The organism is Suilimivivens sp. (genome assembly GCF_037359455.1).
Lineage (GTDB): Bacteria > Bacillota > Clostridia > Lachnospirales > Lachnospiraceae > Suilimivivens > Suilimivivens aceti.
The window spans coordinates 64,856-81,948 of the sequence record NZ_JAXXXI010000042.1 but is presented as its reverse complement, the minus strand read 5'-3'; the positions used below and the strand labels follow the sequence as shown (position 1 = coordinate 81,948).

Annotated in this window: 22 protein-coding genes and 1 pseudogene; all 23 read left to right on the top strand. The window is 43.2% G+C overall.

Annotation, left to right across the window (positions count from 1 at the left end):
• Positions 1–85: 85 nt before the first annotated feature.
• The 23 genes and pseudogenes from WJQ40_RS08410 to WJQ40_RS08300 all read left to right on the top strand — a co-directional run bounded on the left by WJQ40_RS08410 (position 86) and on the right by WJQ40_RS08300 (position 17,074).
• A complete protein-coding gene (locus WJQ40_RS08410) occupies positions 86–265 on the top strand; it encodes a hypothetical protein (protein WP_337539254.1) in 180 nt (59 codons plus the stop codon).
• Positions 226–516, top strand: a complete 291-nt coding sequence (locus WJQ40_RS08405) for a hypothetical protein (protein ID WP_337539251.1) — start codon at positions 226–228, stop codon at positions 514–516. The genes WJQ40_RS08410 and WJQ40_RS08405 overlap by 40 nt, the downstream gene beginning before the upstream one ends.
• The gene (locus WJQ40_RS08400) at positions 497–1,111 is read left to right on the top strand and encodes a DUF1071 domain-containing protein (protein WP_337539248.1); all 615 of its coding nucleotides are present in this window, start codon (positions 497–499) and stop codon (positions 1,109–1,111) included. Before WJQ40_RS08405 ends, WJQ40_RS08400 begins: the two co-directional genes overlap by 20 nt.
• Positions 1,112–1,178: 67 nt before the next feature.
• Complete coding sequence (locus WJQ40_RS08395) at positions 1,179–1,646, top strand: hypothetical protein (RefSeq protein ID WP_337539245.1); 468 nt, start codon at positions 1,179–1,181, stop codon at positions 1,644–1,646.
• Entirely contained in the window at positions 1,643–1,942 is a 300-nt protein-coding gene (locus tag WJQ40_RS08390; RefSeq protein ID WP_337539243.1) for a phosphoenolpyruvate carboxykinase, read from the top strand. Before WJQ40_RS08395 ends, WJQ40_RS08390 begins: the two co-directional genes overlap by 4 nt.
• Entirely contained in the window at positions 1,939–2,250 is a 312-nt protein-coding gene (locus WJQ40_RS08385; protein WP_337539241.1) for a hypothetical protein, read from the top strand. Before WJQ40_RS08390 ends, WJQ40_RS08385 begins: the two co-directional genes overlap by 4 nt.
• Positions 2,251–2,386: 136 nt before the next feature.
• Entirely contained in the window at positions 2,387–2,764 is a 378-nt protein-coding gene (locus WJQ40_RS08380; protein WP_337539236.1) for a hypothetical protein, read from the top strand.
• A complete protein-coding gene (locus tag WJQ40_RS08375) occupies positions 2,761–3,525 on the top strand; it encodes a hypothetical protein (protein ID WP_337539234.1) in 765 nt (254 codons plus the stop codon). Before WJQ40_RS08380 ends, WJQ40_RS08375 begins: the two co-directional genes overlap by 4 nt.
• Before the next feature lie 305 nt (positions 3,526–3,830).
• Positions 3,831–4,304 (top strand): helix-turn-helix domain-containing protein, encoded by a 474-nt coding sequence (locus WJQ40_RS08370; protein WP_337539230.1) that lies wholly within the window; start codon positions 3,831–3,833, stop codon positions 4,302–4,304.
• A 58-nt stretch (positions 4,305–4,362) separates the two neighbouring features.
• Positions 4,363–5,580, top strand: coding sequence for a hypothetical protein (locus tag WJQ40_RS08365; protein ID WP_337539226.1), 1,218 nt, complete (start codon positions 4,363–4,365; stop codon positions 5,578–5,580).
• A gap of 56 nt (positions 5,581–5,636) precedes the next feature.
• Positions 5,637–8,159 carry a DNA methyltransferase gene (locus tag WJQ40_RS08360; protein WP_337539223.1) on the top strand — a complete coding sequence of 841 codons (2,523 nt, stop codon included), beginning with the start codon at positions 5,637–5,639 and terminating at the stop codon, positions 8,157–8,159.
• 386 nt (positions 8,160–8,545) lie between these two features.
• A complete protein-coding gene (locus WJQ40_RS08355) occupies positions 8,546–8,818 on the top strand; it encodes a hypothetical protein (protein WP_337539220.1) in 273 nt (90 codons plus the stop codon).
• Between the two features lie 17 nt (positions 8,819–8,835).
• Positions 8,836–9,162, top strand: a complete 327-nt coding sequence (locus tag WJQ40_RS08350) for a DUF551 domain-containing protein (protein ID WP_337539218.1) — start codon at positions 8,836–8,838, stop codon at positions 9,160–9,162.
• 62 nt (positions 9,163–9,224) lie between these two features.
• On the top strand, positions 9,225–9,383 hold the full coding sequence (locus WJQ40_RS08345; protein WP_337539217.1) for a ribbon-helix-helix protein, CopG family: 159 nt from the start codon (positions 9,225–9,227) through the stop codon (positions 9,381–9,383).
• Positions 9,384–9,426: 43 nt separating this feature from the next.
• Complete coding sequence (locus tag WJQ40_RS08340) at positions 9,427–9,618, top strand: DUF551 domain-containing protein (RefSeq protein WP_337539216.1); 192 nt, start codon at positions 9,427–9,429, stop codon at positions 9,616–9,618.
• Positions 9,619–9,626: 8 nt separating this feature from the next.
• The gene (locus WJQ40_RS08335; RefSeq protein ID WP_337539215.1) at positions 9,627–10,127 is read left to right on the top strand and encodes a hypothetical protein; all 501 of its coding nucleotides are present in this window, start codon (positions 9,627–9,629) and stop codon (positions 10,125–10,127) included.
• A 434-nt stretch (positions 10,128–10,561) separates the two neighbouring features.
• Entirely contained in the window at positions 10,562–11,578 is a 1,017-nt protein-coding gene (locus WJQ40_RS08330; RefSeq protein WP_337539214.1) for a tyrosine-type recombinase/integrase, read from the top strand.
• 114 nt (positions 11,579–11,692) lie between these two features.
• Complete coding sequence (locus WJQ40_RS08325) at positions 11,693–12,148, top strand: transposase (protein WP_337539213.1); 456 nt, start codon at positions 11,693–11,695, stop codon at positions 12,146–12,148.
• Positions 12,141–13,403: a phage terminase large subunit gene (locus tag WJQ40_RS08320; RefSeq protein WP_337539212.1), complete on the top strand. Its 1,263-nt coding sequence runs from the start codon at positions 12,141–12,143 to the stop codon at positions 13,401–13,403. The genes WJQ40_RS08325 and WJQ40_RS08320 overlap by 8 nt, the downstream gene beginning before the upstream one ends.
• Positions 13,404–13,619: 216 nt before the next feature.
• Positions 13,620–14,792, top strand: coding sequence for a phage portal protein (locus WJQ40_RS08315; RefSeq protein WP_337539210.1), 1,173 nt, complete (start codon positions 13,620–13,622; stop codon positions 14,790–14,792).
• A 34-nt stretch (positions 14,793–14,826) separates the two neighbouring features.
• Positions 14,827–15,948 (top strand): annotated as a pseudogene (locus WJQ40_RS08310) (phage minor capsid protein); the annotation flags it as partial.
• Between the two features lie 153 nt (positions 15,949–16,101).
• A complete protein-coding gene (locus WJQ40_RS08305; protein WP_337539353.1) occupies positions 16,102–16,839 on the top strand; it encodes an ADP-ribosyltransferase in 738 nt (245 codons plus the stop codon).
• Entirely contained in the window at positions 16,832–17,074 is a 243-nt protein-coding gene (locus tag WJQ40_RS08300; protein WP_337539209.1) for a hypothetical protein, read from the top strand. The genes WJQ40_RS08305 and WJQ40_RS08300 overlap by 8 nt, the downstream gene beginning before the upstream one ends.
• The last annotated feature ends 19 nt before the right edge of the window (positions 17,075–17,093 follow it).

Sequence of the window (17,093 nt, the reverse complement as noted above, 5' to 3'; positions counted from 1 at the left end):
GAGCCTCGGAGCTATTAAAAAATAACACTTGGTATGCTATTCCTGTCTTTATATTAAGGCAGGGGAAAGGAAAAGTCAACAAATTATGAAAGGAATTGAGTGTCCGTCCTGTCATGGACGGTGTGATCCGGGTGAAATGATCGGTGGTGTCTGCCTGGAATGCCGGGAAGAGGAACGGCAGCAGATCATCAGAAAGAGAAGCGTAGCGCAGATCATGAGCAGTCCATGTTATCAGATGGAGATGCAGTTGGAGGCTATGAAGTGAGCAAGGTTATCTATAAAGGAATAGGACCAGAAAGTGGAAAGAAGGTAAAGAAGGAAGATGCATTTATGTATGCTATGGAGCGGTGCACTACTGATCCGGTAGATATGCAAGAGTTTTGCGATTATTTTACTGGAGTTCAATATGGAAAGGCAACGCCTGAAGAGCTGGCAGAGTTCAGGACTGATCTGGTGGAGTGGTTCTATTCCGGAAACTGGATAAAGGAGGAAGAGGATGCTGAAAAGTTATGCTGAAATGAGAAAAATCGATGTTAAGCCATACTGTGAAGAAAGAGATGGATTACTTTATCTTAACTGGGCGAAGTGCATTGATTTATTGCATGAAAATGGCGCTGAAAAGGTGTACTGGATACCTATACCGGATGAAAGAACCGGCACTTCGTTAAGAATGACGGAGGTGACCTTTGAGGATAAAAACAAGGTTATTAATCGGTGCTATGAGACAAGAATCAGGGTTGTTATTGATGATAATGAATATGAGATGCAGTCACCAGTGATGAACGGGAGCAATCCGGTTAAGGATAATTCTATGAGTCAGCAGAGGGTATGGAATAGTATGTGCAGATCATTTGTGAAGTGTGTTGCTATTCATACCGGTCTTGGCTTTGACCTGTGGCTTAAGGAAGAAATGAAGCCGTTTGCAACGGGTATTCCACAGGAAGAGGCAAAACCTGCAGCATCACAGCTCAAGATATTACAGGATGTATGTAAGAAGCACAATGTTAATTTGGAAGGTTGGGTTCTGAGTGCCGGAAAGACGATGAATACCATTACTGCAAATGATGTAGGACAGATGCTGCGGACATTGAATGAAAAATATGGTGAGTGATATGCAGTGTAGAGGAAAGATCACACAGATATCCAGGGATATAAAGACTAGAGGGATCCTGATAACGATGTCCCTTACAGAAGTATCGGAACAGGCTCTGCAGATGGTGAGTGCTTTAGATGATCTGAGCGTGGAAATGAAGAAGTACCGTAAGAAACGATCCCAGGATGCAAATGCTTATTTTCATGTCCTTGTAGGAAAGATAGCTGATGCACTGACTATTTCAAAGGCAAAAGCAAAGAATGTCATGATATGCAAATATGGACAGCCTTATCTGTTGGAAGATGGAAGCCCTATGTTTTATAAGACAAATGCCCCGGAAGAATTTATGTGGGAGCAGGAGACACTACATGCGATTCCTGTACGATATGACGGTGTAGCAACCTTCTACAAGATATATCGTGGAAGTCATACATACGATACCAAGGAAATGTCAGTACTTATCGATGGTACTGTAGCAGATGCCAAGGAACTTGGCATAGAAACCCTTCCACCGGCTGAACTGCAGGCCATGAAAGAGAGGTGGGGTGTGTGAAAAGGCTGTGGAGTATCTTCACAGAGGATATGGATCACTGTTACTTCACAGGAGCCAATGTAGTGGAACGGCATCATGTGTTCTATGGGATGGGAGGGGATAAAAAGAAGCACTGTGAAGAATATGGCTATGTAATTCCTCTTCGTCCGGATCTACATCCAAACGGGGTGCAGGCCACAAAATATGCCCGTACTGAGGTTGATCTGTATTTGAAGCAAACCTGCCAGAAGGACTTTGAGGAAAAACATGGGACCAGAGAGGATTTTGTAAACATATTTGGGAGGAGCTATTTATGAACAGCAGAAGTAAAGGGGCACGTGGAGAAAGAGAAGTGGCAGGGATCCTGAGGGAGTATGGATATCCCTGCAGGCGAGGACAGCAGTATTCCGGTGCAAATGGTGATGCGGATGTTGTTGGACTTCCGGGAACCCATATAGAAGTAAAACGCAGGGAACGGCTGGATATCCATGATGCAATGGAACAGTCCGTCAGGGATGCCAGGGAAGGAGAAATGCCTACAGTATTTCACCGCAGGAATAATTATAACTGGCTTGTTACTATGCGGCTTGAGGACTTCATGAAGCTGTATGGGGATAGTCAATAAATGGTTGCAACACCTGCACCATAACGGTGAAGCCACCGGAATGGTCAAAAGAAACCGCTCATGAATGAAAGCATACCACAGTGCCATAATAGAAAGCCTCCTGCCGGGATCCCCGGTGGGAGGGGAAAGGAGACTGATGGAGAAATTTGAAATGTATGTGCCGGCAGCAAGAGGCAAGCCTGCCGGAATAACCATAGCTGATCTGGTCCCGGTTGGACGGGAGAATGCCATTTCACGGCAGATGTTGGTTGCCTTGTGTGTAGAAAAGGGACTGGTATCAGACAGTATCAAAGATAAAGACAGAGCCATGAGGAATCTGCTTAAAGATGCGAGAAAAGAGTATGTGATCATAAACCTTTCTGACGGCATAGGGTATTACAGGCCAACATACAAGGAAATGACGGACCTGAACAGATATATCCGGCAAGAGAAGAACAGAAAGAAAAAAGGTCCTGAAGATAAAAAGGCAGAAGCCCTTTTGGAAGATTATAGGAAAGGCAGATTGACAGAATGAATTATTTGGCTGAATTAAAAGCATTCTATGATACGCTCGCCATAAATTCACTTTCTTCACCTGATATAGCCTTATGGTACGCATTGCTGTCCATAGCTAATCGGTCGGGTTGGAAAACCGAGTTTACTGTAGCGTTATCGGTGTTAGCTTTCTATTCCGGCTCCAATGAATCATCTGTCAAACGGTCACGAAATAAGCTGATGCAATGCGGCTATATTACATACAGATCCAGAAAGGGAAATCAGTCAGCCGTATATCATATTAATAGTCTTGTGGTTCACAGTGAACCGCAAATTGCACCACAAAGTGGTCTACAATGTGTGCCGCAAACTGTACCACAAAGTGTACCTATTAATAAAACTAAACTAAACGAAACAAATATACCCCCTATATCCCCCACAGGCTTCAACAGCTTCTGGGAAGCCTACCCGAAGAAGGTAAGGATCCTGAAAGCGGAAGAGGCTTACAGGCAGATTTTGTTTGAGGACAGCAGCCTTGAAGAAAAGGATGTTGAGGTAGCGGCCTGTAATTACGCTGAAGCTGTAAGGATCATGGAAACAGAGGACAGATACATTCTGAACCCTGAGAATTTCCTGTTGAAAGGGGTGTATGCAGATTATCTGCCGGGGACGTATAAAAAGCCACAGAGGACGCAGAGGGACAAACCCTCAGGGCAGTTCAATCAGTTCATGCAGACTGATTATGATTTTGAAGCACTGGAAAAGGAGCTTCTTGGAGAGGTGGAAGGTAATGGACTGTAATTATCCCAAATGCACAGAGTGCACCTTATCAGATTGCGAGATGGAGGAAAAAGACATAGCAGCATTGCTTAAGCGCAGAAGGTGGGGAAGGAATCCGGAACTGTACAGGCAGAAGCAGAGGGACTACCGGAAGCGGATCAAAGACAATCTCCCGCGTTGTGATGAATGTGATCTGTGTGTATTGGTGCAAAAAGAAAAGCAGGATGGCTGTCGTAGGTTGTGTGTTGAAGAAATGAGACTGATCGAGCAGAAAGTCTCAAACAGCCCACAATGGTGCAAAAAACGGCAGAAAGGATTTGACGGAAATGATAACAAAGAACAAGCAGGCGGCAATGGAGCAGTTTGTGAAACTCCGGGAACAGGGCTATACAGTGGAGCAAACTGCTAGAAAAACAGGGTACTCAGCGAAAACCGTACAAAATTACCTGATGGATGCCGGCGCAACCAGGAAGAAAAAGGACTTTGACCAGTATAGAAGCGAAGTTATAAGGCTGTTCAAAGAAGGAAAGACCACGAGGGAGATTGCAAAGGTTACAGGCCTGTCACGTTCCTGTGTCGGTGACAATCTCAGAGATATGGGGTTGTACCGGTATAAGAATGTCGGCTGCAGCAGGACGGTGGAAGACATGATGGATGAATATGCAAATTATAGAGGACCATTGGAGCCGCAGCCTGTCAGATACAAGGTAAGCAGGTACAGGATCGGCGGCAAGGAATATGTGGATGATCTTACGCCATATGTCCTGTATCCGTCAGAGAAAATCGAACTTGAATATTAAGCGAAAGGAGTGAGAGGTTTGCTGGCCAGCGTGAAAGAGCTCTTTACTCCTGAGAACAATGGAATCAGTACAAGAAAGAATGGAACGGCTGGGAACGAAGCAGAAGATTGCAGCTTTTATGCAGAAAGAAAAGCAGCCGTACGAGTATAAAAGGAAATATGCACAGATCAGAGCAGAAGAGTTTGCCGCAGAATGTGATAAGCGAGAACTGAATTATCATGTGTCAGTTGGTGGGCTTGACAGCATAGTATTATATCTTTTTTTGAATGAGGTATGTCATATAGATGTACCGGGAGTAAGCGCTTCGTATTTAGAGGATAAATCTATTCAGAGGGTACATAAGGCACTTGGAATTATCAATGTGCCACCGTTAAAGCGTGAGGATGGAACCTACTGGAGCAAAGCGAAGGTAATACAGGAGTTTGGTTTCCCGGTTATATCCAAAGAAGTGGCAGCAAAGATAGAACTGTTACAGAATCCATCAGAGAAGAATAAAACAGTGCGCCATGCTATCATTACAGGCGAAACAGGAGAATATGGTGGGTGGCAGAAGGATTCTCGGATGAAGCTTAAACATCGGTGGCTGAAATTGTTCGGTGGGTATGAAAATGAAAATGAGGGATGCGATTATCAGAAGCCGGACTTCTTGGTATCTTCCAAGTGCTGTTATTACCTCAAGGAAAAGAACTGTGATGATTGGGGAAAGGAGCACAACAGTGTGCCATATTTGGGCTTGATGGCATCTGAGGGCGGCAGGCGAGCCAAGAGCTTACGGATGAACGGATGTAATTACTTTGGAGCGTCTACGATCAGATCAGCACCGTTTGCTATATATGGCAGGCAGGATATATTGACATTGGCACTAGAGATGGACGAGCTTTGGAAGCGTGGATTAAGAGAACAATACCGTGCCAGGCTCTTGAAAGAAGGGAAGATAACAGAGCAATTCGTGATGCCGGAAAGTATCATACCGGAAATCTATGGAACCATAGAAAAACAGCCGGATGGAACATTATATACAACTAAGGCACAACGGACTGGATGCAGTATGTGTGGGTTTGGAATCCATATGGAGAAACGTCCACACAGGTTTGATCTGTTGTATAAAGAAAATCCGAAAGAATGGGATTATCTGATGTTCCATATGTGCAAGGATGCAGATGGAAATGATTATGGCTGGGCGAAGGTACTTGATTATATCGGTGTTGGTTGGGATCCGGACACGATCGGTGGAAACTGCAAAGGGCAGATGAACTTGGAAGATTTTATAAAATAACAGAAAGGAGCCGAACCTCCGGCCGGGGTAACGATATATCGGGTTCCTTTTGAAAAATGACATATAAAGATTTTTTAGAGTCAAAAATAGAGCTTGCGCAGGACAGTGGATTTGTTGTGGATCCTGCGAAGATTAACAAAGCACTAAAACCACATCAGAGGGATGCGGTGATATGGGCACTGAAAGGCGGCAGGAGGGCACTTTTTGAATCTTTTGGTCTTGGAAAGACCATACAGGAGATTGAGTTTTGTCATCAGGCTGCAGATTACTATGGTGGTAGGGCACTGATTGTGTTGCCGCTGGGAGTAAAACAGGAGTTTACCCGGGATGCCGTGGAGATCCTTGGCTATAAGAAGCCGGAGTATTGCCGAACAATGGAAGAAGTTGAGAAGAGCAAAAGCCAGATTGTATTGACCAATTATGAACGTGTTCGTGACGGGGATATCCGACCAGAGTATTTCACGGCAACCTCTCTGGATGAAGCAAGTGTCCTGCGGAGCTTTGGAAGTAAGACATATCAGACGTTCCTTGATAAATTTAAAAATGTTCCATATAAGCTGGTAGCAACAGCGACACCGTCACCAAACCGGTATAAAGAACTGATCCATTATGCCGGATATCTGGAGATAATGGATACCGGGCAGGCCCTTACAAGGTTTTTTCAGCGTGACAGCACCAAGGCAAACAACTTGACCCTGTACCCAAACATGGAAGATGAATTCTGGATGTGGGTGAGCAGTTGGGCATTGTTTGTAACAAGACCATCTGATCTTAACCCTGAGTATTCTGATGAGGGGTATGATCTGCCGCCATTGGATGTGAGGTGGATTGAAATTCCGGTACGTTATGGAGATACCGCAGATCGGTACGGGCAGATACAGCTGTTCCAGGAAGCGGCAGAAGGGTTAAAAGAAGCGGCAGCCGTTAAGCGTGATAGTATTGACCAGCGTGTGGCTGAAATGAAACGACTCGTAGAAGAATCGCCGGAAGACCATTTCCTGTTATGGCATGATTTGGAAAATGAACGGAATGCAATCAAGAAAGCCCTGCCTGAGGTAGTAGATATTTACGGATCTATGGATTATGACGAACGGGAGAAGCGTGTAATTGATTTTTCCAATGGTATGTGTCGGTTATTTGCTACCAAGAAATCACTGTCAGGATCCGGCTGTAATTTTCAAAGGTATTGCCATAAGGAGATCTTTTTAGGCATTGATTATGAATTTAATGATTTTATACAGGCAGTACACCGGTGTTACCGATTTTTGCAGAAAGAACCGGTTGTGATCTATATCATCTACATGGAGAATGAGCGGCAGATTAAGAAAGCATTGATTGAGAAATGGAAGAATCACAATCACATGGTCGCAAAGATGATCGAGATTGTAAAAAAGTATGGCTTGAACTCTAAAAATAAGGCAGAGCGGCTGGAAAGGAAGATGGGTGTGGAAGGAAGCAGAGAAGAAAGAACAGTAAGAGGAAACCATTATACAGCGGTCTATGGTGACTGTGTGGAAGAAACAAGGGAAATGGAAAGCAACAGTGTTGACCTGATCCATACCTCAATTCCGTTCGGAAATCATTATGAGTACAGTGCCAATTACAATGATTTCGGGCATAACCAGAATACAGACAGGTTCTTTGACCAGATGGACTTTTTAACACCGGAACTGCTCCGGATCCTGAAACCCGGAAGAGTGGCAGCAATCCATGTAAAAGACCGGGTGCTTTTTGGAAATACTACTGGTACAGGGATGCCTACTATAGAACCGTTCCATGCGCAGTGCATCAGCCATTATATGAAGCATGGATTTCAGTATTTTGGGATGATTACTGTTGTAACAGATGTGGTCAGGGAAAACAATCAGACATACAGGCTCGGGTGGTCAGAGCAGTGTAAGGATGGATCAAAGATGGGAGTAGGGTGCCCGGAATACATTCTGCTTTTTCGAAAGCTGCCGTCAGACAGATCTACGGCGTATGCTGATGATCCTGTTAAAAAGACCAAGGAAGAATATACTCGGGCACAATGGCAGATAGATGCGCATGGCTACTGGAGATCGTCAGGGGACAGGTTGGTCAGCAAAGAAGAACTGGAGAATATATCCGTGGACAATCTGCAGGCGGTATATCGGAAGTACAGCAGAGAAAATGTATACAATTATGCGGATCATGTAAAATTGGCCAAAGATCTGGACAAGGAAGGAAAACTGCCAGCGACTTTTATTGTTGTGGCGCCTGGGTCATGGAATCAGATGGAAGTCTGGGACGATATTAACCGAATGCGTACCCTCAATACCACACAGAGCCGTAGAAGGGCACAGATGCACGTGTGTCCGTTGCAGCTTGATATTGTAGAGCGGATCATCAACAGATACAGTAATGAGGGCGATACGGTCTATGATCCTTTTGGTGGCTTGATGACGGTACCTATGACAGCGGTTAAGATGCACCGATATGGGAAAGGCTGTGAACTGAATCCGGATTACTTCCGGGATGGAGTCGGTTATCTGCAGGCAGCAGAGAATGAGATTGATGAGCCTACGTTATTTGATTTCATGCCGGAGATGCTGCCGTGACAATAGAAGATACTTGTAAGGAAATACGGAAGTCAGTTGAACGATGGAAAGATATTAACCGGAGCGGATGTAATGATCCTTTTTGGACAGATGGTGTCAATATGAATCTTGTGAGGAATCACATCATTTATTACAAGCGGCAGTTGGAGGACATATGCAGGAGCTCAAGGTGTGGTTTACCAGAAGAATATTATCTGGCAGTTCCACCGGAAGTAGATATCAATTACATGGCACACCTAAGGCAAAAAGACCGAGTAAAAAGGCTTTTATCAATGGGAGATGTGCCTGTACTGAAACATTACAGTTATGACGAGCATCAGATGAGTTTATTTTAGCAGACCGGACAGCTCCGGTTTGCATAAATTAAAGTTTAGGAGGAAGAAGTTATGCCAAGTAAAAAGGTTATGTATGAATGTAAATACTGTGGTAAAGAATTTGCAGATTACGATGAGTGTGCAAATCATGAAAATACACATATTTGTAGATATGACAGCGTAGACAATAAGAAAATTGCTGAAGAATTGCGACAGTTAAGTGATAAGGCATATGGTTATCATATTAGGAATATGGTTATGGGTGTGCCAGTTTCCAATTTTTCAAACCTTATGAACGAAGCAGCATCTAGGTTGGAAAAGCAAACTTCAAAGAAGTCCGATTAAAGTTTAGGAGGACAAACATGCAGGAAGCGTTTAAAAGAATTCTGTCAAAGCTTGAGGGAATAGAAGTACACTGTTTAGAAATGAGTGATTGGCAAGGACAGAGTGCGATTGAAAGTGCTATTGAAATTGTCAAACAGGAACAACAAAGCTACATTGGAAATTGGATTCCATGTAGCGAAAGGCTCCCTGATAAAGAAGGAAGCTATTTGGTTGTAGGAAAGACAGGCGGTGCCGTTGTTACAAGATGGTATGCACCAAGCGAATATTATCCGAATGGTCATTTCGGTGGAAATTGTGCAGATTACATCAGATATTGGATGCCAAGGCCGATAGCACCAGAATAAAAAGCGGAACTAAACTGAAAAAACAAAAATCTTGTGTATTGATACACAGAAAGGCGGTCTATATGGCGAGAGCGAAGGTAGAAGAGGGTAAGAAATTCATACGGAAGGATATCAGCATGGATCCGGAGCAGTACGAGAGACTTCTGCTGTTCTGCCAGAGGGAAGAGCGGAGTATATCCTGGGTGATCCGGAAAGCACTGGACTGTTATATGGATGTGTAACGGTACACAAGATTTCACAAAACTGAAATTTAGGAGGTAGAACATGGAACAGAGATGGATACCGGTAGCTGAAAGGCTGCCAGAAGATGGAACATATTTAACAACGCTTGACGGCGAGCTTGTCGGACAGGAGGAACCTTTCACAGGGATGTGCGGAATCGAAAATGGTAAATGGGATGAAGATGGATGCGTTATCGCATGGATGCCATTGCCGGAGCCGTACCGGGGAAAGTGAGGATAAAAATGGCAAAGATGACAGAGAATGAAGCGATAGAAGAATTAAAATATGATTGCAACGAACTTGGAAAAGCAATTCCGTGTGATACATCATGGGGAAAATCATTTGAAAATGCTTATGCAATGGCAATTAAGGCTCTGGAAGAGGTACAGCAGTACCAGGCAATCGGTACACATGAAGAATGTCAGACAGCAATGGAACTCTATAAGGAAATGCACAAGCGAAAATTTACACTTGAAGACGTGGAAGAGTACATGAAGTTTGAGGACGAATGCGTAAGAAAGAATTTTACTTTTAAGAGCTTGCTTGAATCGAGAGAAAAGCAAACACCAAAGAAGCCAGATCTTGAGGGTGACGGATACGGAGATGATGTGGTTCTTATTTACGATACTTGGATTTGCCCATGCTGTGGAAAACGCTATGAGATTGATTATGAAGAATATAATTACTGCCCGAATTGCGGACAGGCAATAGATTGGAGTGTAAGAAATGAAGATACTGATTGATATTACAGAGGATTTGATAGAAATTGTGAAAGGACGGTGGAATAGATGTTGACACAAAAGGATATTCATAATTTTTTGGTGGAACATATGTCAGTGCAACAGAAAATAGATATTTCAATGAGATGTGGCAATGATCCCAAGAAGATAGAAAAGTCAGAGAAAACTGTAGCGGAATTATGCAATATGATCTGCGGTGCTGGCCTAGAGTATTTGAACAAAAGGATATAATAACAAAACGTCCTGCCGGGACGAATCCACAACAGAACGTTTGTTTGGGATAAACAAATAATACCATGACAGGAAATATATGTCAATGGTCTGTTGCATAAAAATTGCGGTACAGCTACCGACCAAAGCAACCTGTACCGCATCACGTCTAAGGATATTATAGCAGAACCGCTGTCCTTAGGCAAGAGAATGTGGAGGAATGCCCTATGACAGCAAAAGAGAAGGTAAAGAATGATGTATTACTGAGCATGGAAAGCCATGTGGACAGGCAGACGCTTGACCACTTGGAGAGAGTGTTGAACCGGATCCTTTCAGGAGTAGATGTCTCGGAGAGCGAGACACTGCCGGCTACAATAGATGACAGCAATGCTTATGTCTGGAAGCTGTTCATGCTGCGGAAAGCGCCAAAGCTGTCAGAAAGGACTGTTCAGCGGTATGGTGACGTTTTAAAGCATTTCACAGAGTATTGTAACAAGCCATTCATGAAAGTGACCAGCATGGACGTAGAGGTATATCTGTCTGCAATCAGCAGGGATAACAGTGAGACATCCCTGGATGGCCAGCGCAGGTGCCTGTCAGCATTCTTTACCTGGATGAGAAAGTCACATCTTATCACAGAGAATCCTTGTGATGAGATCGAGCCATACAAGATCGTTGAGAAGCCTATAGACCATATGCAGCCGGAAGAGGTTGAGCAGCTTAAGACCGGTTGCAGAACCAAGAGGGACAGGGCAATGATTGAATTTCTCAGATCCACTGCTGTCAGGGTAGGAGAAGCTGCACAGATCAGGATATGTGATATTGACTGGAGAACAGGGGAGGTATCCGTATACGGTGAGAAATCCCGGAGATACAGGACAGCCTTTCTTGACAGTGTAGCACTTAAATTCATGACTGATTACGTCATGGAGCGTGGGATCCCGTTCAACAGCAAAGAAGCAATTTTTACACAGGATCGGGGTAACCGGCATAAAGGACTGGAAAGGGCAAGCATCCGGGCGGCAGTCTATGGGATCCGGGACAGGGCACATATGGAGCGGCGGGTGTATCCGCACCTGTTCCGGAAGACTACCGCAACCAATATCACAAAGAGAGGCGGCTCTGTGCATGATGCAGGGGAGTATATTGGCCATAAGGACAACAGTACGGCTGCGAGGTTCTATACCTTTGTGGGGAAAGACCATACAGAGGAGATTTTTAAAAAGTACGTTGCGATAGTATAAAATAACGTGTATAATTTAATAAATAATATGCCATACGGTAAGAGGATCGTATGAAGGGTCAGTTGGGATCGGGTGTTGAAGAATACCGGATCCCTTTTTGTTGGGTGTTGAGATATGGCAAAAGGAAAATATGAGAAATGGCTCGAGGGAGAAAACTTAATACTGTTGGAAGGCTGGGCAAGAGATGGACTTACAGATCAGCAGATAGCTCATAACATGGGGATAAGTACAGCAACATTATATGAATGGAAAAAGAAGTACCCTGATATTTTGGAGGCCCTAAAAAAGGGAAAAGAAGTAGTTGACAGATATGTAGAAAATGCCCTGCTGAAAAGAGCTCTTGGATATGAGTATGAAGAGGTGTCTAAAGAGTATGAATGTGAAACGCTGGTAAAGACAAAAGTGACCAAGAAACAAGTGGTTCCGGATACTACAGCGCAGATCTTCTGGCTTAAAAACCGGCGGCCAGATTTATGGCGAGACCGTGTGCAGATTGATGATAAAGCAAGCCTTGCAAAGGTAGATGAGCTGATTAAGTCAATAGGTGAGGTAGCAGCAAAAGATGGGTGATTTTCAACTTTCAGAAATGCAAAAAGAATATTGGAACCATGCGGATCATAGGTGGAATGTGAAAACAGGTGCCACAGGTTCCGGAAAGACATATCTGGATTTTTATATGGTACCAAGGAGAATTAGGTCTTGTACGGGAGCGGGACTGATCGTACTGCTTGGGAATACCAAGAGTACATTGCAGCGTAATATACTTGATCCTATGAGAGATATCTACGGATCAGGACTCGTATCAGAGATCAGTAACGATAATACGGTGCATCTGTTTGGCAGAAAGGCATATTGCCTTGGTGCAGATAAGGTAAATCAGGTGAGTAAGATACAGGGAGCAACGATTGAATATGCTTATGGAGATGAGGTGACAACGTGGAACCGGGAAGTGTTTGAAATGCTTAAAAGCCGTCTGCGTTGTAAAAACAGCCTTTTTGATGGAACCTGTAACCCAGATGGTCCCAAACATTTTTTTAAGCAGTTTCTGGACTCAGATGCTGATATATTTCAGCAGAAGTATACGATTGACGATAACCCGTTCCTTCCGGAGGAGTTTGTAACAGAATTAAAAAAGGAATATGCAGGGACAGTATATTATGACAGGTACATTAAGGGAAATTGGACAAGGGCAGAAGGGTTATTATTTCCGCAATTTGCAGCGGATCCTCAGAGATGGAATATCAGTTATGAGGATGCCAAGAGACTTCCGGTAAGCCAGGTATTTCTCGGCATAGATATTGGTGGAACGAAGTCTCACAGTACTTTTGTTGCTACAGGTATAGTTGGAAATTATCAGAAGCAGATAAGGCTTTATGCAAAAATTTTAAAGCATAGTAAGGGAACGGTAGATCCGGATAGATTGTATGAAACGTATGATGATTTTCAAAAGGAATTTAAAGCATTATATCCGGCTTTTCCGATCACTAAGGCATATGTCGATAATGAAGCACAAATGATCGAGAACGGGTTACGTTCTTTTAGCCGGCAAAAGGGGTACTACACCAGCATAGATGATTGTAAGAAAGTGGAGTTCAATGAGAGAACACTGGCATATAATTTTATATTCAATACAGACAAGTTTATGATTGTATCTGAGTACTGTCCGGATGTAATAGAGTCTTTATCAACAATGGTGTATGCAGATGAAGATGAGGATAGTCTGCTCGATGATTATAGTACAGATGTGGACACATATGATGCCGATTTTTATAGCTGGAGTCGGCACATGGATTATTTTTATATGCGCGCCAGATATGGCAGATAGGAGGAAGCAAGGAAAGACGCAGTAACAGAATTTTTACGGAAGCTTGGGTACGATTACAATTCGATAGCCCAGGGGGTAATTAAAAAGTGTGATGACTGGTACACAAACAGAGTGACGGAATTTCACAAAAGAAAGACAATCAATAGTGTAAGCTATATCTTGCAGTCCCTTAATTTTGCAAAGCGGTGCTGTGCTGATGACGCTAATCTTTGCGAGGTGGTAGAGATTAATGCGGGGGAGAAGAACGCACAATTTGAGGGGGTTCTTGATATTCTGAAGGCGAACAACTTTGATACCCAGTACCGCAGGCAGCTTGAGTCTATGGCAGCTTCTGGCACGGTGGGAGGCTATATCCGGCTGGAACAAGCCGATATACTGAAAAGTGGGCTCATAAGAGGCGGCAAGATCCGCATAAATTATGTTGATGCAGAGGGAATAGTGCCTTTGACCGTAATTAACAACGAAGTCGTGGAATGTGCGTTTACAGGAACAGATCTGGCAGCTGGTAAAGAGGTAGATGTGCTTGTTATCTTTGTGCTGGAAAAGGGGAAATATGTAGCAAATACATATTACTTTGAGGATAACAAAAATGTACCTGAAAGGGATATGTCATTGCAGCTCGGTGAGGTAAAGCCATTCTTTATTATGAGAACAGCAGAAGTGAATAATCTGGATGATATGGCTGGGTACGGATATCCAAAGCTTTACAACACCATCCCTGTTCTGGAAATGACGGATCTTGCATATAATATTCTTTTCAGCGACCTTGATAAGGGAGAAAAAATTATTTTGGTAAATGAGCTGCTCTGCAAATTTGATAGAACAACAGGGGAGCCAACATTTACACCTGAGCAGAAAAAGTATTTTATCCAGTATGGGGAAGAAAAGCATTCAGATGACAAGTCTCTTGTTCATGAGTATAACCCTGAAATACGTATAGATGCCATTACCAAAACGCTTGAAACCTGTTTTTCATTGCTGTCCATGTCATTTGGATATGGAACAAAGAAGTACAGCTTTGAAAATGGACAGATTAAGACAGCAACAGAGTATATTGGAGAGCGTCAGGATGCAATGCAGGAGCTGAATAAGCAGAGGTATGAAGCAACGCAGTACATTACTGCAATCTGCAGGGCAATTATGTGGTTCTCAAATACGTTTCACGGGACAGCGTGGGATCTCGAATCAGATATCTGTATACAGTTTGATGATTCCTATATTACAGATAAACAGACCGAGCTTGAAACTATGAGGGCAGATGCCATCAGCTTTCCACAGGTACAGGAATTTCTTGTGCAGTATGTTATGATGCGTTTGAATTGCGAGAGGGAAGAGGCTTTGAAGTACATACAAAATACAGAAGAGCCGGTAGATGATCTGGAAGACTGATAAGGTGGTGGTATAAAGGGCATTAACATCTGAGCAGATGGACATCTTGGCAGATAAATACGTGATAGGTCTTTTTCAGGGGCTGGAAAGCGAAATTATCGGGGATATTGCACGGCGTATAAAGAAGACAGGGCGCTTTACAGAAACTGCAGAAATTATGGCAAAGTCCATGATGGAAAAGGGATATTCTCCGGCTAAGATACGTGCGGAGGTTATGAAAAGCATCCGTGCAGATAAAGATCTTCAGGATGAAATAGCAAAGAATACGCTTGAGTACAAGAAATTTGTGAAAGAGGCTATCAGGGATACCATAAAGGAAGCGAAAAAAGCCGGGGATAAGATGACCGCAGAGGGAGGAATGATGGCTTTTAACGAGGATCTGTCCTTATGGGAAAAGGCGGGGCAGGATCTGAAAAAGCCAAACAGTCTTAGCCAGCTTATTAATTCCTTTAAAGCCCAAACAGCCGGCAGCCTGAGAAATATCACGGGAACTACAGGGTTTAAAGACACGGTTCTGTATTCTGTGGCATCCGCTTATCAGAGAGAAGTGGATCAGGCGCTGGTAAAAGTGGCAACCGGTGCATTTTCATATGATCAGGCGGTAAATGATTGCGTACATCGTCTTGCGCAAAGCGGACTGCGAAGTGTGGATTATGCAAGCGGCAGGTCATATCAGTTGGATACAGCGGCAAGAATGTCCGTAAGAACGAGTATGTCACAGCTTTCCGGACGAATTACGGAAGAAAATATTCGTAGTACAGGAGTAGATCTTGTTATAACATCACAGCATATGGGGAGCAGGCCGGAGCATGCCGTATGGCAGAATAAAGTCTTTTCCTATAGTGGAAAAAGTAAGAAGTATCCGGATTTTTTTAAAGAAACAGGGTATGGAACAGTAACAGGACTTAAAGGAGCAAATTGTTCTCATGACTTTTTCCCTTTCTGGGAAGGAATATCAGTGAAGGATCCGGATATTAAAGAACCCGATCCTGTAGTGGTAAAAGGGAAGTCTTACACGTATTACCAGGCAACACAAAAGCAGAGACTGATGGAGCGTCAGATCAGGGCAACCAAAAGGGAAATCGAAGCCCAGAAAGCAATAGGCGGCGATATAACTGAGCTGTACGGGTCTCTGAAAAAACAGACAGCAGATTATCATGCTTTTAGCACAGCTGTTGGAATCAGGGCGAAGGATAACAGATTACGGGTTGTTGGAGGAAGCAGCGGTGTAAAGAAAAATAAAACTTTAGTGGTTCCAAATTCACAGAAAAAAGCAGATAAGCAGAAGATTTCTGCTCAAAAAGGGCAAATGGAGCTCCTGAAAAAGTACGGAAGTCTGACCAATATCATGCTAAGTGGTACAGTAGATGATATGGCAGAGTGGGACAGATATCAGAAGATAACAGGGAAAACGGAAAAAGAATTATTATCTGAATTGTCTAAAAATGCCAATAACTGGGAATCAATACTGGGTATGCAATCTGATAATACCATGAAGCCTTTCATTGATCAGTTACTGGGTATTGCAACCGATGATGAGCTAAGTGCTTTGAAACTTTGGAGCGGCGAGACCTATGCTAATATCAATCGTTATATGCGGTATGGAATAAATGTGGATGATATTTCAAAGAATGCTGCAAAGAGTATTGAAAACGTATTGAACAGGATAAGTACAACGGAAGATATTATTGTTCACCGTGGAACCGGGACAAAGCATATTTTTGAAAAAATAACGAGTGATTGGAAAAATGATCCCAGTATTTTAATGGGACAGGAGTTTAAAGATGATGGTTTTGTTGCTACATCGCCATTGGAAAAAGGTGGATTTAGTGGAGTCGGAGCAAGCCAGGCAGAATTATTTATAAAAGTCCCAAAAGGTACACACGGAGCGTATATTGCGCAGTTGGCGCATAATGAGCTCGAAAAAGAATTTTTATTGCAAAGAGGCTACTCCTATAGGATAATTAAGGCAGAGTACAGAAGTAACCCGCTCTTCCCGGAAGACAAAGATTTAAAAGTATGGTGTGAGGTGATATTGGATGAGTGATTACTCTTGGAATAATCCGGATTTGCAGTTGATTTGTGGGCAGTGCCATTTCAAAGACAAAGATCCAACGTTATGCCATTGTGTAGAACCACCTATAAAAAAGGCATTTATTCCGAAAGATACAGGATCATGCTCATTCGTTCGTGAGTCTTATTGGCATCGTATGCCAAAGGAAAAACAAGATGAGTTAAATGAATTTATAAAGAAAAGGAGCGAAAAATACTTGCGTAAATAACACCCGTTTGTTATAGTGA

What these genes read in the sequence shown, in the direction of transcription:
- WJQ40_RS08405 (WP_337539251.1), top strand. Translation starts at nt 226, where the DNA reads ATGTTATCAGATGGAGATGCAGTTGGAGGCTATGAAGTGAGCAAGGTT.
- WJQ40_RS08395 (WP_337539245.1), top strand. Translation starts at nt 1,179, where the DNA reads ATGTCCCTTACAGAAGTATCGGAACAGGCTCTGCAGATGGTGAGTGCT.
- WJQ40_RS08345 (WP_337539217.1), top strand. Translation starts at nt 9,225, where the DNA reads ATGGCGAGAGCGAAGGTAGAAGAGGGTAAGAAATTCATACGGAAGGAT.
- WJQ40_RS08360 (WP_337539223.1), top strand. Translation starts at nt 5,637, where the DNA reads ATGACATATAAAGATTTTTTAGAGTCAAAAATAGAGCTTGCGCAGGAC.
- WJQ40_RS08300 (WP_337539209.1), top strand. Translation starts at nt 16,832, where the DNA reads ATGAGTGATTACTCTTGGAATAATCCGGATTTGCAGTTGATTTGTGGG.
- WJQ40_RS08325 (WP_337539213.1), top strand. Translation starts at nt 11,693, where the DNA reads ATGGCAAAAGGAAAATATGAGAAATGGCTCGAGGGAGAAAACTTAATA.
- WJQ40_RS08330 (WP_337539214.1), top strand. Translation starts at nt 10,562, where the DNA reads ATGACAGCAAAAGAGAAGGTAAAGAATGATGTATTACTGAGCATGGAA.
- WJQ40_RS08305 (WP_337539353.1), top strand. Translation starts at nt 16,102, where the DNA reads ATGGAGCTCCTGAAAAAGTACGGAAGTCTGACCAATATCATGCTAAGT.
- WJQ40_RS08320 (WP_337539212.1), top strand. Translation starts at nt 12,141, where the DNA reads ATGGGTGATTTTCAACTTTCAGAAATGCAAAAAGAATATTGGAACCAT.
- WJQ40_RS08400 (WP_337539248.1), top strand. Translation starts at nt 497, where the DNA reads ATGCTGAAAAGTTATGCTGAAATGAGAAAAATCGATGTTAAGCCATAC.
- WJQ40_RS08350 (WP_337539218.1), top strand. Translation starts at nt 8,836, where the DNA reads ATGCAGGAAGCGTTTAAAAGAATTCTGTCAAAGCTTGAGGGAATAGAA.
- WJQ40_RS08370 (WP_337539230.1), top strand. Translation starts at nt 3,831, where the DNA reads ATGATAACAAAGAACAAGCAGGCGGCAATGGAGCAGTTTGTGAAACTC.
- WJQ40_RS08375 (WP_337539234.1), top strand. Translation starts at nt 2,761, where the DNA reads ATGAATTATTTGGCTGAATTAAAAGCATTCTATGATACGCTCGCCATA.
- WJQ40_RS08340 (WP_337539216.1), top strand. Translation starts at nt 9,427, where the DNA reads ATGGAACAGAGATGGATACCGGTAGCTGAAAGGCTGCCAGAAGATGGA.
- WJQ40_RS08335 (WP_337539215.1), top strand. Translation starts at nt 9,627, where the DNA reads ATGGCAAAGATGACAGAGAATGAAGCGATAGAAGAATTAAAATATGAT.
- WJQ40_RS08380 (WP_337539236.1), top strand. Translation starts at nt 2,387, where the DNA reads ATGGAGAAATTTGAAATGTATGTGCCGGCAGCAAGAGGCAAGCCTGCC.
- WJQ40_RS08355 (WP_337539220.1), top strand. Translation starts at nt 8,546, where the DNA reads ATGCCAAGTAAAAAGGTTATGTATGAATGTAAATACTGTGGTAAAGAA.
- WJQ40_RS08385 (WP_337539241.1), top strand. Translation starts at nt 1,939, where the DNA reads ATGAACAGCAGAAGTAAAGGGGCACGTGGAGAAAGAGAAGTGGCAGGG.
- WJQ40_RS08365 (WP_337539226.1), top strand. Translation starts at nt 4,363, where the DNA reads ATGGAATCAGTACAAGAAAGAATGGAACGGCTGGGAACGAAGCAGAAG.
- WJQ40_RS08410 (WP_337539254.1), top strand. Translation starts at nt 86, where the DNA reads ATGAAAGGAATTGAGTGTCCGTCCTGTCATGGACGGTGTGATCCGGGT.